11 protein-coding genes are annotated in these 14,814 nt (G+C 72.3%); 4 read left to right on the plus strand and 7 right to left on the minus strand.

Going from position 1 to position 14,814, the window contains the following annotated elements; genetic code table 11:
* Window positions 1–7: 7 nt before the first annotated feature.
* The 7 genes from ACFY6S_RS15320 to rsmI form a co-directional block, all read right to left on the minus strand.
* A complete protein-coding gene (locus ACFY6S_RS15320) occupies window positions 8–2,008 on the minus strand; it encodes a PQQ-binding-like beta-propeller repeat protein (protein WP_388816278.1) in 2,001 nt (666 codons plus the stop codon).
* Between the two features lie 234 nt (window positions 2,009–2,242).
* A complete protein-coding gene (locus ACFY6S_RS15325; RefSeq protein WP_388816281.1) occupies window positions 2,243–4,060 on the minus strand; it encodes an ABC-F family ATP-binding cassette domain-containing protein in 1,818 nt (605 codons plus the stop codon).
* Between the two features lie 99 nt (window positions 4,061–4,159).
* Window positions 4,160–5,077 (minus strand): 4-(cytidine 5'-diphospho)-2-C-methyl-D-erythritol kinase, encoded by a 918-nt coding sequence (locus ACFY6S_RS15330; RefSeq protein ID WP_388816284.1) that lies wholly within the window; start codon window positions 5,075–5,077, stop codon window positions 4,160–4,162.
* On the minus strand, window positions 5,074–5,919 hold the full coding sequence (gene rsmA, locus ACFY6S_RS15335) for a 16S rRNA (adenine(1518)-N(6)/adenine(1519)-N(6))-dimethyltransferase RsmA (RefSeq protein ID WP_388817971.1): 846 nt from the start codon (window positions 5,917–5,919) through the stop codon (window positions 5,074–5,076). Before rsmA ends, ACFY6S_RS15330 begins: the two co-directional genes overlap by 4 nt.
* Window positions 5,920–6,180: 261 nt before the next feature.
* Window positions 6,181–7,050, minus strand: coding sequence for a TatD family hydrolase (locus ACFY6S_RS15340; protein WP_388816287.1), 870 nt, complete (start codon window positions 7,048–7,050; stop codon window positions 6,181–6,183).
* A 105-nt stretch (window positions 7,051–7,155) separates the two neighbouring features.
* Window positions 7,156–7,608: a hypothetical protein gene (locus tag ACFY6S_RS15345; protein ID WP_388816290.1), complete on the minus strand. Its 453-nt coding sequence runs from the start codon at window positions 7,606–7,608 to the stop codon at window positions 7,156–7,158.
* A gap of 171 nt (window positions 7,609–7,779) precedes the next feature.
* Window positions 7,780–8,739, minus strand: a complete 960-nt coding sequence (gene rsmI / locus ACFY6S_RS15350) for a 16S rRNA (cytidine(1402)-2'-O)-methyltransferase (protein ID WP_388816293.1) — start codon at window positions 8,737–8,739, stop codon at window positions 7,780–7,782.
* A gap of 65 nt (window positions 8,740–8,804) precedes the next feature.
* On the opposite strand from rsmI, the gene ACFY6S_RS15355 reads away from it, so the two are divergent.
* From ACFY6S_RS15355 to ACFY6S_RS15370, 4 genes are all read left to right on the plus strand, one after another.
* Window positions 8,805–10,526, plus strand: a complete 1,722-nt coding sequence (locus tag ACFY6S_RS15355; protein WP_388816296.1) for a dolichyl-phosphate-mannose--protein mannosyltransferase — start codon at window positions 8,805–8,807, stop codon at window positions 10,524–10,526.
* A gap of 247 nt (window positions 10,527–10,773) precedes the next feature.
* Window positions 10,774–12,438 carry a penicillin-binding transpeptidase domain-containing protein gene (locus tag ACFY6S_RS15360; RefSeq protein ID WP_388816299.1) on the plus strand — a complete coding sequence of 555 codons (1,665 nt, stop codon included), beginning with the start codon at window positions 10,774–10,776 and terminating at the stop codon, window positions 12,436–12,438.
* 234 nt (window positions 12,439–12,672) lie between these two features.
* A complete protein-coding gene (locus ACFY6S_RS15365) occupies window positions 12,673–13,524 on the plus strand; it encodes an EamA family transporter (protein ID WP_388816302.1) in 852 nt (283 codons plus the stop codon).
* Window positions 13,525–13,599: 75 nt separating this feature from the next.
* On the plus strand, window positions 13,600–14,754 hold the full coding sequence (locus ACFY6S_RS15370) for a DUF1259 domain-containing protein (RefSeq protein ID WP_388816305.1): 1,155 nt from the start codon (window positions 13,600–13,602) through the stop codon (window positions 14,752–14,754).
* Window positions 14,755–14,814 lie beyond the last annotated feature (60 nt).

The following is a 14,814-nucleotide window of genomic DNA, read 5'->3' on the forward strand; positions in this document are numbered from 1 at the left end:
ACCTCGGTCACTTACCGAAAACGATCATGGTCTTGGCCTTCAGTTCGTCTGTCGCCTTGGACACGCTCATCCGGGCGGCGAGGAGATAGAAGCGGCCGTTCTCGTAGGCGTACTCCTTGGAGTAGAAGGAGTTCTCGATCTGTGCCGTGGAGTCCGGGTGCTGGAGCAGGATCTCGGGATCGCCGCCGGACGCCGCGACGGCGGCGACCGCCCCGCCCTTCTCGTAGGTGGGGTCCAGATAGGCGAGGACTTTCCCGCCCTCCGTCCCGATCGCCGTCAGCGTGCGGCCGGAGGGCGCCTTGGAACGCCACTTGGGCTCCCCGTCGGCCAGATTGAAGGCGACGATCTCGTTGGCGGTGCCTGCGTCCTTCGCCTTCGTCGACAGGTAGAGGGTGTCGGCGGCGACGGCGACACCGACACAGCCCTCCAGCCTGTCGTCGAAGACGATGCTGGTGCCGCAGGACACCGAGAACTGGTCGCCGCCGCCCTTGATCTGGGCGCGCTCGGTGCCGCTCGCGCTGAGCGAGAGGACGCTCCAGCTCTTCTTCTCGCTGTTCTTCACGGAGACGACCAGCGGATCGACCGAGTAGACCTTGTCCGGCTCCCAGTCCTTGGTGAACTTGTACGTCCACTTGGGCGCGCCGGTGACCGGGTCAAGCTCCTGGATCGCCTTGGCGGTACCGCCCGTCCGGCAGCTGGAGGCGGCGATCAGCTTCGGGCCGCCCGCGAAGGCGTAGGGCTGGCAGTCCGTGGTCGACTTGCCGAAGAGGTCCTTGCCGTCGCTGACGCGGTAGGCGTTGGCGTGGCCGGTGCGGCCTACGGCGAGGGTGTCACCCGTGATCGTCATCGAGAGGTCGCCGAAGAAGTCGAAGGTGCCCTGCTTCTCGATCGGCTTCTTCCAGCCGCCCTTGCCGGTCTTCAGATCGACCATCTGGAGCTGGGTGCAGTCGCTGTTCTCGGTGTTGCCGTCCTTGAACGCGACGACCATCTTGCCGTCCGCCGAGGGCGCTTCGGCCGCGCCGCAGATCGGGGCGGCGACCGGAAGCGTCCACTGCTTCTTGCCGTCCGTGGCCGAGTAGCCGACGACCTGCTTGTACATGGCCTTGACGACGGTGCCGCCGGCGAACCACGGGCCGAACACGTCCGCGCCGCTGCCCGGCAGGTCGACGTCGTTGGTGAGCAGGAAGTCGACCCTGGCCTCGCCGTCCTTGCGGCCGGCGTTGAGATCGTCGTCGACCTCCCGGCCGTCGCCGCTGCCGTCGCCCTCGTCGACTCCGGTGGAGACGCTGGGCGTCGTGTCCTCGCTCTTCGCGGCGACCGGCTTCGTGTCGTCGGCGCCACCGCCGAAGGCCATCCAGACACCGGCGCCGACGACCAGCAGTCCGGCGACGGCCGCCGCGACGATGACGGCGGCCTTGTTCCCGGACTTCCTGCCGCCGGGGCCGCCGGGGCCGCCGGGGCCGCCGGGAGGCATGGTGGGCGCGCCGGGGAACTGCTGCGGCGGGTAGCCGCCGGGCTGTCCGCCGTAGCCGTAGGGTCCTGGCTGCTGCCCGTAGGGGCCGGGGGCCGCGCCCGGCTGGGCGCCGTAGGGGCCGGGCTGCTGGGGGTAGCCGTACGGGCCGGGCTGCTGGCCGTAGGGGCCGGGCTGCTGGTCGTACGGCCCCGGTATCCGGCCCTGCGCCTGGCCCGGTGCCTGCGGATAGCCGTAGCCGGGCGGGACGCCGGGCGCGTTCTGCGGATAACCGTAACCGGGCTCGTCGCCCACCGGGTTCCCCGGAGCCTGCGGCGGCTGGGGCGCCTGGGTCGGCTGCGGCGGCTGGGCCGGGGCCTGCGGCGGCTGGGCCGGGGCCTGCGGCGGCTGGGCCGGGGCCTGCGGCGGCTGGGCCGGTTTGTGCGGCGGCGGCGGGGCCTGCGGTGGCTGGGCCGGCGGTGGTGGGGCCTCCTGCCGCGGATCCCGCGGTGCGCCGGAGCCCTCCTGTGGCGGTTGCTGGCCGGGCGGCTGAGTCATCAGCGCCTTCCCCCTGTTTGGCGCGGGTCCGCCACCCGGTCGTACTCCCCCGCGTACCCGGTGGGCGCGGCCCACCGGAATAGAGCGATCCGGGTGTGGATTCCGCATCGTCACATCAGTCGAGCGGGGCTTCTTTGTATCACTCGAATCGCTGTACGGTACGGGCCGGTCGTCCCCTGTTCCCAAGGGAGAACCGGCCCGTGATGGGGTCGTTACGCGCGCGGCGCGCGGCCGCTACGCGTCCTCCGCCAGCTCCAGCCAACGCATTTCCAACTCCTCGCGTTCGGCCTTCAGTTCGCGCAGCTCGCCGTCCAGTTTCGCCACTTTTTCGAAGTCCGTGGCGTTATCGGCGATCTGCTGATGGAGCGTCTTCTCGCGGTCGTCCATCCGGCCGACCTGCCGTTCGATCTTCTGGAGCTCCTTCTTCGCCGCGCGTCCGTCCTTCGCGGACACCGGCGCCCCGGACCCGCCGGGGGCGGCGGCCGTCGAAGGGACGGCCGCCGGGACGCCGGCGGCGGCCAGCGCGCGGCGGCGCTCCAGGTACTCGTCGATCCCGCGCGGCAGCATCCGCAGCGTCTTGTCCCCGAGCAGCGCCATCACCTTGTCGGTGGTCCGCTCGATGAAGAACCGGTCGTGGGAGATGACGACCATCGAGCCGGGCCAGCCGTCGAGCAGGTCCTCCAGCTGGTTGAGCGTCTCGATGTCGAGGTCGTTGGTGGGCTCGTCGAGGAAGAGGACGTTCGGCTCGTCCATCAGCAGCCGCAGCAGCTGGAGCCGGCGCCGCTCGCCGCCGGAGAGATCACCGACCGGCGTCCACTGCTTGTCCTTGGAGAAGCCGAACTGCTCGCAGAGCTGGCCCGCCGTCATCTCGCGGCCCTTGCCGAGGTCGACCCGGTCCCGTACCTGCTGGACGGCTTCGAGCACCCGCAGCGTCGGCTTGAGTTCGGTGACCTCCTGCGAGAGGTACGCCAGCTTGACGGTCCTGCCGACGATCACCTTGCCGGCCTCGGGCTGGGCCTCGCCCTGGGTACGGGCGGCCTCGGCGAGGGCGCGCAGCAGCGAGGTCTTGCCCGCGCCGTTCACCCCGACCAGGCCGATCCGGTCGCCCGGGCCGAGCTGCCAGGTGAGGTGGGTGAGCAGCACCTTCGGGCCGGCCTGGACCGTCACGTCCTCCAGGTCGAAGACGGTCTTGCCGAGCCGGGCGTTGGCGAACTTCATCAGCTCGGAGGTGTCGCGCGGCGGCGGCACGTCGGCGATCAGCTCGTTGGCCGCCTCGATGCGGAAGCGCGGCTTCGACGTACGGGCGGGGGCGCCGCGCCGCAGCCAGGCCAGCTCCTTGCGGACCAGGTTCTTCCGCTTGACCTCCTCGGTCGCGGCGATGCGCTGGCGCTCGGCGCGGGCGAAGACGTAGTCGGAGTAGCCGCCCTCGTACTCGTGCACCGTCCCGCCCTGCACGTCCCACATCCGGGTGCAGACCTGGTCGAGGAACCACCGGTCGTGCGTCACGCAGACGAGCGCCGACCTGCGGGCGCGCAGGTGCTCGGCCAGCCAGGCGATGCCCTCGACGTCGAGGTGGTTGGTGGGCTCGTCCAGCACGATCAGGTCGGGCTCGCCGATCAGCAGCTTCGCGAGCGCGATCCGCCGCCGCTCACCGCCGGACAGCGGGGCGATCACGGTGTCGAGTCCCTGCGGGAACCCCGGCATGTCGAGGCCGCCGAAGAGTCCGGTCAGCACATCGCGGATCTTGGCGTCGCCCGCCCACTCGTGGTCGGCGAGGTCGCCGATCACCTCGTGCCGGACGGTGGCGGCCGGGTCGAGCGAATCGTGCTGCGTCAGCACCCCGAGCCGCAGTCCCCCGTTGTGGGTGACCCGCCCGGTGTCGGCCTCCTCCAGCTTCGCCAGCATCCGGATGAGGGTGGTCTTCCCGTCTCCGTTGCGCCCGACGACACCGATCCGGTCCCCCTCGGACACGCCGAGAGAGACACCGTCGAGCAGCGCACGGGTGCCGTACACCTTGGTGACTGCCTCGACATTGACCAGATTGACGGCCATTTCACTCCTGCTGCGGGGGGACACGATCGATGTCCCAGGGTAGTCGCCGCCGGAGGGCCGCCGACCGGCCGCCCGGCGGCGGGCCCCGGCGGGCGGCCGTCAGGCCGTGGTCCGCTCCACCACGGTCGCGCCCGCCGCCGGGGAGGTGGCGGTGCGAGCCGTACGGCAGGTGCCCGACGCGAGGAGGGCGCGGGCGACGCGCTCGGCGTCGCCGGGGGTCTTCACCAGGAACGCCGTGGTCGGGCCGGAGCCGGAGACCAGGGCCGCGAGCGCGCCGGCGTCCGTGCCGGCCGCGAGGGTGCGGGACAGGGCCGGGCGCAGGGCGAGGGCCGCGGGCTGGAGGTCGTTGGAGAGGGCGGCGGCGAGGGCGAGGGCGTCGCCGGTGCGCAGGGCGTCGAGCAGCGCCGGGTCGGCGGCCGGGGGCGGGACGTCGGTGTGCGCGGTGAGCCGGTCGAACTCCCGGAAGACGGTGGGGGTGGAGAGCCCGCCGTCCGCGACCGCGAAGACCCAGTGGAAGTCGCCGCCGACGTCGAGCGGGGTGAGCACCTCGCCCCGGCCGGTACCGAGCGCCGCGCCGCCGATCAGGCTGAACGGCACGTCGCTGCCCAGCTCGGCGCAGATGCCGAGGAGTTCGTCCCGGGTGGAGTTCAGCGACCAGAGGGCGTCGCAGGCGAGCAGGGCGCCGGCGCCGTCCGCGCTGCCGCCCGCCATCCCGCCGGCGACCGGGATGTCCTTGTCGATGTGCAGGTGCACGCGCGGGTCGATGCCGTGCCGCTCCGCCAGCGCGACGGCGGCGCGGGCGGCGAGGTTGGTGCGGTCCAGCGGGACCTGGCCGGCGTCCGGGCCGGCGCAGGTCACGCGCAGTTCGTCGGCGGGGGTCACCGTGATCTCGTCGTGGAGGCCGACGGCGAGGAAGACGTTGGCCAGGTCGTGGAAGCCGTCGGGGCGGGCGGCGCCCACCGCCAGCTGGACGTTGACCTTGGCCGGAACCCGTACCCGTACCCGTTCCGCGCTCACGCGCCCGCTCCCTTCGACTCCGCGATCCGCGCGAACTCCTCGACCGTCAGCGACTCACCGCGCGCCTGCGGGGACACCCCCGCGGCGACGAGCGCCGCCTCCGCCGCGGGCGCGGAGCCCGCCCAGCCGGCGAGGGCCGCGCGCAGGGTCTTGCGGCGCTGCGCGAAGGCCGCGTCGATGACGGCGAAGACCTCGGTCCTGTCGGCCGTCGTCCGTACGGGTTCGCCGCGGCGCACCAGGGAGACGAGCCCGGAGTCCACGTTGGGCGCGGGCCAGAAGACGGTGCGCCCGATCGCGCCGGCGCGTTTGACGTCGGCGTACCAGTTGGCCTTCACGGAGGGCACTCCGTAGACCTTGTTGCCGGGGGCGGCGGCGAGCCGGTCGGCGACCTCGGCCTGGACCATGATCAGCGTCCGCTCGATGGTCGGGAAGTGCTCCAGCATGTGCAGCAGCACGGGCACGGCCACGTTGTACGGGAGGTTGGCGACCAGCGCGGTCGGCGCCGGGCCGGGCAGCTCCCGCACCCGCATGGCGTCCGAGTGCACCAGCGAGAAGCGCCCGGCGCGGGCCGGCATCCGCGCGTCGATCGTGGCGGGCAGCGCGGCGGCCAGGGTGTCGTCGATCTCCACGGCCGTCACCCGGTCGGCGACCTCCAGCAGCGCCAGTGTGAGCGAGCCGAGTCCCGGGCCGATCTCCACGACGACGTCGTCGGGGCGCACCTCGGCGGTGCGGACGATCCGGCGGACGGTGTTGGCGTCGATGACGAAGTTCTGGCCGCGCTGCTTGGTGGGGCGCACGCCCAGCGCCGCCGCGAGTTCGCGGACGTCGGCCGGGCCCAGCAGGGCGTCGGAGGCGGCCGGGGGCGCGGCGGGGGCGGCGGTGGCGTCGTCGTCTGGGGCGTCGGGCTCTGTGGTGCTCACCCGCTCAGCCTACGGCGGCGCCCACCGGCCGCCGGACACCGAGCCGGGCCCCGGCGGCGCGCGCCGCGTACGCGCCGCGCGGGTCAGGGCACACGCCCCGCGGGTCGGGACAGGCGCGGCGCCCGTCCGCGAGGCGATGCGAACGTCGGCGAGGCGATACGCACGTCCGCCGGCGCGTCAGTATCAGTAGCCGAACGCGCGCGCCGTGTTCCGCGCGATCGCCTCCGCCATCGCGTCCTCGCCGATCCCGCGCACTTCCGCCATCGCGCGCAGCGTGACCGGAATGAGGTAGGGCGCATTCGGTCGCCCACGAAAAGGCGCCGGTGTGAGAAAGGGCGCATCCGTCTCGACAAGAATGAGCTCCGACGGCGCTATTTTGAGCGCGTCGCGCAACGATTGAGCATTCTTGAAGGTGACATTACCGGCGAAGGACAGGTAATAACCGGCGTCCGCACAGATCCGCGCCATTTCCGCGTCACCGGAATAACAATGGAACACCGTGCGTTCCGGCGCCCCTTCCTCGGCGAGAATACGCAGGACATCGGCGTGGGCGTCGCGGTCGTGGATCACGAGCGCCTTGCCGTGGCGCTTGGCGATCTCGATATGGGCGCGGAAGGAACGCTCCTGGGCGGCCACGCCCTCGGGCCCCGTCCTGAAGTAGTCGAGCCCCGTCTCCCCGACGCCGAGCACCTGCTCCAGGGCGGCCAGCCGGTCGATCTCGGCGAGCGCCTCGTCCAGCGCCGCTTCGCCGCCGGCCTCGCGCGCGTCCTGGCGCGACCAGCCGTCGGGGTCGCCGTGGACGATGCGGGGGGCCTCGTTGGGGTGCAGGGCGACCGCCGCGTGCACGTTCTCGTACGCCCCGGCCGTCTCGGCGGCCCAGCGTGAGCCCTTGAGGTCGCACCCCACCTGGACCACGGTCGTCACACCGACGGCGGCGGCGCTCTCCAGCGCCTCCGCGACCGTGCTGTCCTGCATGTCCAGGTGGGTGTGCGCGTCCGCCACCGCCACCCTGAGCGGCTCGGGCAGCGGCGGCGGATCTTGCTTCGAACTCATGGGAACCGATCCTACGAGAGCCCCGCGCGCTCCGGGGCACGAGCGCCGTCCGGGCCGCTCAGCCGTCCGGGCCGCTCACGGGACCGGCCGCCCCCGCTCACGCGCTCATGTGCGGTGGTGGTGCTGGAACGGGTGCAGCAGATCGGCGAGGTGCCAGTGCTGGTGCGCGCGGTCCGGGTCGTCGGGGCCGTCGGCTGTCCGCTCGTCCGGCCTCGGTTCCCGCGCCGCCGCCTCGGCCTCCGCGGCCTTCGCCTCCGCCGCCTTCCTGGCCGCCCGGGACATCTTCGCCGGGTGGTGGTGATCGCTCATCAGAGCCTGTACGGACGACACCTGTCCGGACCGCATGATGCGGACGACATGACCGCCGCAATTCACGCAGGTCGGGCTGGACAGCGGGGAAGGAACCCGTATCCCGTCCGTCTTGTATACGACAACATTCTGGCCCGAGCCGTCGACATAGTGCTCTATGTCGTAGGACTGCTCCCAGCCGTGTCCACAGCGCATGCAGCAAAAGGCATATGCCTCGTGGGCGACGGCGGTGCCCGTGATCTCACTCATGCCAGCTCCTCTCCACTGGTCCAGTGGACGCCTCGGAAGACGGGAGCGCATCATCGCTGTCGATAAATGGAGTGGTCTTGGCCTTTTCATGCCACAAAGGCCAGGGACAAGGCCCGGCACACGGTCTGCGCTTTACATTTCACGATAGTCCTTTGCCGTTCGCCGGGCCGCTCACGGCCGCCCCGCCGCCGGGCCGGCCCCCGCGGCCCCCGCGCCGCCGGCCGCCCGCGCCGCGTTCTTCGCCGCCACCACGGCGTCGAACACCTCGCGCTTGGGCAGCCCCGTCTCGGCGGCGACCGAGGCGATCGCCTCCTTACGGCGCTCCCCGGCCTCCTCCCGGTCCCGGACCCGCCGGACGAGTTCCTCGGCGTCCAGCTCGCCCGGGTCGGGCTCGGGCGCGCCCTCGACGACGACGGTGATCTCGCCCCGTACGCCCTCCGCCGCCCAGCTCGCCAGCTCGCCCAGGCCGCCGCGCTTGACCTCCTCGTACGTCTTGGTCAGCTCGCGGCAGACGGCGGCCCTGCGCTCGGCGCCGAAGACCTCGGCCATCGCGGCGAGGGTGTCGTCCAGCCGGTGCGGTGCCTCGAAGTAGACGAGGGTGCGCCGCTCGGCCGCCGCCTCGCGGAGCCTGCCGAGCCGCTCGCCCGCCTTGCGCGGCAGGAAGCCCTCGAAGCAGAAACGGTCCACGGGCAGCCCGGACAGCGCCAGCGCGGTCAGCACGGCGGAGGGCCCCGGCACGGCCGTCACCCTGATGTCCCGCTCGACCGCCGCCGCCACCAGCCGGTAGCCGGGGTCCGAGACCGAGGGCATGCCCGCGTCGGTGACCAGCAGCACCCGCGCCCCGTCCGCCAGCGCCTCGACCAGCTCGGGGGTCCTGGCGGTCTCGTTGCCCTCGAAGTACGACACGACCCGGCCACGCGTCCGCACCCCGAGCGCCTGGGTGAGCCGGCGCAGCCGCCGGGTGTCCTCGGCGGCGATCACATCGGCCGTCTCCAGCTCGGTGGAGAGCCGGGGCGGCGCGTCCGCGACATCGCCGATGGGGGTCCCGGCGAGGACGAGCGTGCCCTGCGTGCCGTCCGCCCCGTGCCGCTTGTGGGTCCCGTGCGTTCCCTGCGTTCCGTGCGTTTCCATCACATCCGCCATCCTCGCAGGGCGCGACGCGCCCCTCGCACAGCGGCGTTCCCTACGATGGCGCGGTGACCAGTACCGCACCCTCAGCCCTCCAGGGGCACGACGCCGAGGACCAGCCGCCCTCCTGGCCTCAGCGGATGCGCCGATTCGGCCATTCCCCACGGCCGGTGACCGGTCTGCGCGAGCGGCTCGTACCGCCGTACACCCGGCCGTCGGAGCGGCTCTGGGCCGTCCTCGGGGTCTCCCCGGCCCGCGCGGAACGGATCGTCCGCTGGTCGGCGTGGGGCGGTCCGCTGCTCGTCGCGCTGGTCGCCGGGTTGCTGCGGTTCTGGCACCTGGGCAGCCCCAAGGCGGTGATATTCGACGAGACGTACTACGCGAAGGACGCCTGGGCGCTCATCAACCAGGGGTACGAGGGCAGCTGGCCCAAGGACATCGACAAGTCGATCCTGAAGGACCCCTCCTCGGTCCCCGTCCCGACCGACCCCGGCTATGTGGTGCACCCGCCGGTGGGGAAATGGGTCATCGGGCTCGGCGAGCACCTCTTCGGCTTCAACCCGTTCGGCTGGCGCTTCATGGTGGCGCTGCTCGGCACGCTGTCCGTGCTGATGCTGTGCCGGATCGGCCGGCGGCTGTTCCGTTCGACGTTCCTGGGCTGCCTGGCGGGCGGGCTGCTCGCCGTGGACGGGCTGCACTACGTGATGAGCAGGACGGCGCTGCTCGACCTGGTGCTGATGTTCTTCGTGCTGGCCGCGTTCGGGTGTCTGCTGATCGACCGCGACTGGGCCAGAGGCCGACTGGCGGCGGCGCTGCCGGTGGACGCCGAGGGCCTGCTGCGCCCGGACGCCGGTGTCGCGCGGACGCTGCGGCTGGGGTGGCGCCCGTGGCGGCTGGCCGCCGGGGTGATGCTGGGGCTGGCCTTCGCGACGAAGTGGAACGGGCTCTACATCCTCACCGCCTTCGCGATCATGGCCGTGCTGTGGGACGTGGGCGCGCGCCGCACGGCCGGTGCGGTACGGCCGTACGCGGCGGTGGTCCGGCGCGACATCCTGCCGGCCTTCGTCTCGACGGTCCCGGTCGCGATCGGTACGTACATCGTCTCCTGGACCGGCTGGATCGTCACCGACAAGGGGTACTTCCGGAACTGGGCGGCGACGGCGGGCCAGGGCGGCAGCTTCACCTGGCTGCCGGACTGGCTGCGCAGCCTGTGGCACTACGAGACCGAGGTCTACTCCTTCCACGTCAACCTGACGTCGGGCCACACCTACCAGTCGAACCCGTGGAGCTGGATCGTCCTGGGCCGCCCGGTCTCGTACTTCTACGAGGACCCGGCGGCCGGCACGGACGGCTGCCCGGCGTCGACGGCCGGCAAGTGCGCCCGCGAGGTGCTGGCGATCGGTACGCCGCTGCTGTGGTGGACGGGGGCGTTCGCGCTCTGTTACGTGCTGTGGCGCTGGTTCTTCCGCCGTGACTGGCGCGCGGGCGCGATCGCCTGCGCGGTGGCGGCGGGGTGGGCGCCGTGGTTCCTGTACCAGGAGCGGACGATCTTCCTCTTCTACGCGGTCGTCTTCGTACCGTTCCTCTGCCTCGCGGTGGCGATGCTGATCGGCGCGATCGTGGGGCCACCGGGCTCGGACGAGCGGCGCAGGACGGTCGGCGCCGTCGGCGCGGGGGTGCTGGTGCTGCTGATCGTCTGGAACTTCATCTACTTCTGGCCGCTGTACACGGGGACGGCGATCCCGCTGGACTCGTGGCGGTCGCGGATGTGGCTGGACACCTGGGTCTGACGGGGCGGGCGTCCCGAACCGGACGGCCCGCGCCCGGCCGGACGGGCTGGTTCCGGACCGGCGGGGCCGATTGCGGACGGATGGGTTCCGCACGGAGGGGGACCGCTCGTCCCCGCGCGGTAACTCTCGGTCCGATAACACTCGCCCCCCGCGCCCCGGTGGTCCCGTAGAGTGCCGCTCGACCGTTCCTTGACATGGCTCGGCTGATCCGTGATCGAGGAAGCTCCTGGGGAGGGGTACCGCATTCATGCGCAGTGGAGCGAAGACCGCCGTCATAGGCGGAGTTTTCCTGGTGGTCGCGGGCGGAGTCGGCTACGGCGCGTACAACGTGTACGGGAACCTCAGCGGCGACACCGTCTCCACCGCGCGCGAGGTGAAGACCGGTCCGCTGAGCGCCGAGGAGATCGACACGGCCGCGAAGGACTTCCTCACCGGGTGGGCGAAGGGCGAGGACGGCGAGACTCTGGCCCAGCTGACCAATGACGCCTCCGCAGCCGCGAGCGTCATCGAGGACTACCGCGACCTGGCCCATGTCACCGGCGCGGTGATCACTCCGGGCGCCGCTGTCGGCACGAAGGTCCCCTTTCAGGTGAAGGCCACCGTCGAGTTCGGCGGGAAGAGCGCGCCGTGGTCGTACGACTCGGAGCTGACGGTGGTGCGCGGGCAGACCACCGGTCGCCCGCTGGTCGACTGGGCGCCCTCCGTGATCCATCCGAAGCTGACGGGGAACAACCACCTGGTCACGGGGGAGTCTTCGACCCCGCAGATCGAGGCCGTCGACCGCAACGGCGTGGAGCTGACGAAGGAGAAGTACCCGTCGCTGGGGCCGATCCTGAACGAACTGCGGGAGCGGTACGGCGAGAAGGCGGGCGGCTCGTCCGGTATCGAGCTGACGCTGCGCGGGGACGGCGGCGGCACCGGGGACTCCGGGGACGGCAGCGGCGAGGGGGCGTCGACCCCGGCCGCCGAGACGCTGCTCACGCTCTCCAAGGGCGCCCCCGGCAAGCTGAGGACCACCCTGGACACGAACGTGCAGGCCGCCGCGGAGCGGTCGGTGAAGCAGTTCAGCGAGGCGTCCGTCGCTGCGGTCAAGCCGAGCACGGGTGAGATCCTGGCCGTCGCCAACAACCGCGCGGACGGCTTCAACGCGGCGATGCTCGGCAAGCAGGCGCCCGGCTCCACGATGAAGATCGTCACCGCCGCGCTGCTGATGGAGAAGGGCCTGGCGGCGGCGGACAAGCCCGCCGAGTGCCCGCCGGACGCGATGTACGAGGGCCGTACGTTCCAGAACCTGGACAGGTTCTCGCTCGACAACAGGCCCTTCTCGGAGAGCTTCGCGCGCTCCTGCAACACGGCCTTCATCAAGCTGATCGACGACGTCGGTGACGATTCCGCGCTGAAGACGGAGACCGAGGAGGTCTTCGGGATCGGTCTCGACAACTGGAAGACCGGCGTCCCGACCTTCGACGGCAGTGTGCCCGCCGCCGTGGGCGGCGAGGCGGCGGCCCAGTACATCGGGCAGGGCACCGTGCAGATGAACGTGCTCAACATGGCGTCGATCACCGCGACCGCCAAGAACGGCACGTTCAAACAGCCTGTGCTCGTCGCGCCCTCCCTGGACGACCGCGAGGTGGCCACGGCCGCCCGCTCGCTCGCCCCCGACGTGGCGCGGCAGCTGCGCGGCATGATGGCGCTCACGGCGACCAGCGGTACGGGGGCCAAGGCGATGTCCGGGCTCGGCGGCGACAAGGGCGCCAAGACCGGCTCCGCCGAGGTGGACGGCCAGGAGACCTCGAACAGCTGGTTCGCCGGCTACCGCGACGATCTCGCGGCGGCGGCGGTCGTCCAGGCCGGCGGCCACGGCGGCGACGCGGCGGGCCCGGTGGTCGCGGCGGTGCTGGGCGCGGGCTGACCGGGCCCGGGCGGCGCCCGCGCACGCCGTAAGGAGCCGTACGTGTGAGGTTCGCAGCCGTGCCGCGCACGGGTGCGGGGCCGTGCCGCGCGCGGGCCCGGTGGGCGGAAAGCCCCTGGTACGCGGGGTCCGGGGCGCGCTAGCGTGCGGAGTCATGAGTACTCCGGACCCGGCGGCCGCCCGCCCTCCCCACATAGGTCATCGGCCCGCTGAGGCCCCGCGCGAGCGGCGGCCGTGACCCCGATCGTGGCCGTCGCGGTGCTCATCGCCGCCGTGACGCACGCCAGTTGGAACGCGATCGCGCACAACATCCACGACAAGCTGGCCGCGTTCACACTGATCGGCGGTGGCGCGGCGGTGATCGGCGCGGTCATCGCCTGTTTCGCGCCCCTGCCGGACGCGGCGGCCTGGCCGTATCTGGCGGTCTCGGGGGTGCTGCACGTGGGCTACCAGCTGCTGTTGATGCGCTCCTTCAGCCTCGGCGACTTCGGCCAGATGTATCCGATCGCGCGGGGCACGGCGCCCCTGGTGGTGACCGTCGTGGCCGCCCTGGTGATCGGGGAGTCGCTCGACGCCTGGCAGACGGCGGGCGTCGCCGTGGCCTCGGCGGGGCTGCTCGCCCTGGCCCTGTGGGGCATCAGGGGCGCGGGGTCGGCACCGCGCGCACCCGCCGTGACGGCGGCCGTGGCGACAGGGCTCTCGATCGCCGCGTACACGGTGGTGGACGGTGTGGGGGTACGGAACTCGGGCTCGGCGATCGGCTACGTCGCCTGGCTGATGATCCTGGAAGGGGTGCTGATTCCCGCGTACGCCGTGTACACCCGCCGTCGGCAGCTGCTCGGACAGCTGCGCCCCCATATGACGCTCGGTCTGCTCGGCGCTGTCCTCTCGATGTTCGCGTACGGCCTGGTGCTGTGGGCGCAGACCCGGGCCGCCCTCGCGCCGATCGCGGCGCTGCGCGAATCGTCGATCATCGTGGGCGCCGCGATAGGGGCCGTCTTCTTCAAGGAGCGTTTCGGGACGCCGAGGATCGCGGCGGCGGGGCTGATGGTGGTGGGGATCGGGCTGATGCTCCACACGAGTTGAGCGGGCGCGGCGCGGGACCTGGACCCCATATCCTCCGGTCGTCCGTGCTTTCATCCGCCCGGAGGTGTAAGTGTGATGAAAAAAGAATCACAAAAAAACGCTCCCCCCGCGTCCCCAGGGACCCGTCGGGTCGACCCGGTCGACCTGGTCGGCCCGCCGGAAGCAGCCGCCCGGACGGACGGGCGTAAGAGCAGGCGGACGCCCACCCCGCGCAGACGGCTGCTCGCCGCCGCCGCGTTCGCGCCCCTGCTGACCGGGGTCGGGATCGGCACCGCCCGCGCCCGGTCGGCCGTGGCACCGGAAGCCGGAGGCGCCGGAACGGGCGAGCCGGGCGACGAGCCGGCCGGACCGGTCCAGCCGGTGCCGACCACGGAAGCCGACTGGAAGAGCGTCGCGAAGGCGCTGGGGCGGCCCGGCAATCTGCTGCGCGGGCTGTTCTACCACACCGAATTCCCGCGCAGGGACCTGCACGTGGTCAGCCGGGGCGTCACCGTGACGCCGGGGCTCGCCCTCGGGTCGCACGTGTCCTTCGTCCGGTACGCCGACGGCAGCGCGTCCGTGATGGGCGATCTGAACGTCACCGAGGGCGAGCTTCAGCGGGTGACCGACTCGCTGTTCCAGCACGGCATCGAGGTGACCGCGCTCCACAAGCATCTGCCCGCCCACGCTCCCGATGTCTGGTGGCTCCACATCCACGGCCACGCCCACGGCACGGACCCGGTGCCGCTGGCGCGCGGGCTGCGGGCGGCCATCGGCCGCACCGCGACCCCGCCCGCCGTGGAGCCGGGGCCGCCGCCCGCCCTCGATCTGGACCTGGCGGGGATGGAGGCCGCGCTCGGGGTGGCGGGCTCCAACGAGGACGGCATCCACAAGGCCGTCTTCGCCCGCCGCGAGACCGTGATCCACGAAGGGAAGGCGCTGCCCCGGGGGCTGGCGGCGACCTCGGCCTTCAACTTCCAGCCGCTGGGCGGCGGCCGGGCCGCCGTCAACGGGGACTTCGCCATGGTCGCCGACGAGGTCCAGACGGTGCTGAGCACGCTGCGGCGGGGCGGGCTCGAACTCGTGGAACTCCACAACCACGGCCTCACGGAGGAACCGCGCCTGTTCTTCGTCCACTTCTGGGGCGTGGACGACGCGGTCAGGCTGGCCCGGGCGCTCCGGCCGGCGGTGGACGCCACCAATGTGGGACCGGTCGCGTTGATGGAAGGCAGCCTGCGCGTCGACCCCTGACCCGGCCGGAGGGGGCGGGACCCACCGCGGGTCCCGCCCCCTCCCTCCCGCGTCACACCG

It is taken from the genome of Streptomyces sp. NPDC012835, assembly GCF_042900885.1.
Taxonomy (GTDB): domain Bacteria; phylum Actinomycetota; class Actinomycetes; order Streptomycetales; family Streptomycetaceae; genus Streptomyces.

Bases quoted from the DNA above. Each gene is read 5' to 3' on its own strand.
- ACFY6S_RS15370 (WP_388816305.1), top strand. From the start codon at position 13,600: ATGAAAAAAGAATCACAAAAAAACGCTCCCCCCGCGTCCCCAGGGACC.
- ACFY6S_RS15320 (WP_388816278.1), bottom strand. From the start codon at position 2,008: ATGACTCAGCCGCCCGGCCAGCAACCGCCACAGGAGGGCTCCGGCGCA.
- ACFY6S_RS15345 (WP_388816290.1), bottom strand. From the start codon at position 7,608: ATGAGTGAGATCACGGGCACCGCCGTCGCCCACGAGGCATATGCCTTT.
- ACFY6S_RS15325 (WP_388816281.1), bottom strand. From the start codon at position 4,060: ATGGCCGTCAATCTGGTCAATGTCGAGGCAGTCACCAAGGTGTACGGC.
- ACFY6S_RS15360 (WP_388816299.1), top strand. From the start codon at position 10,774: ATGCGCAGTGGAGCGAAGACCGCCGTCATAGGCGGAGTTTTCCTGGTG.
- rsmI (WP_388816293.1), bottom strand. From the start codon at position 8,739: ATGGAAACGCACGGAACGCAGGGAACGCACGGGACCCACAAGCGGCAC.
- ACFY6S_RS15340 (WP_388816287.1), bottom strand. From the start codon at position 7,050: ATGAGTTCGAAGCAAGATCCGCCGCCGCTGCCCGAGCCGCTCAGGGTG.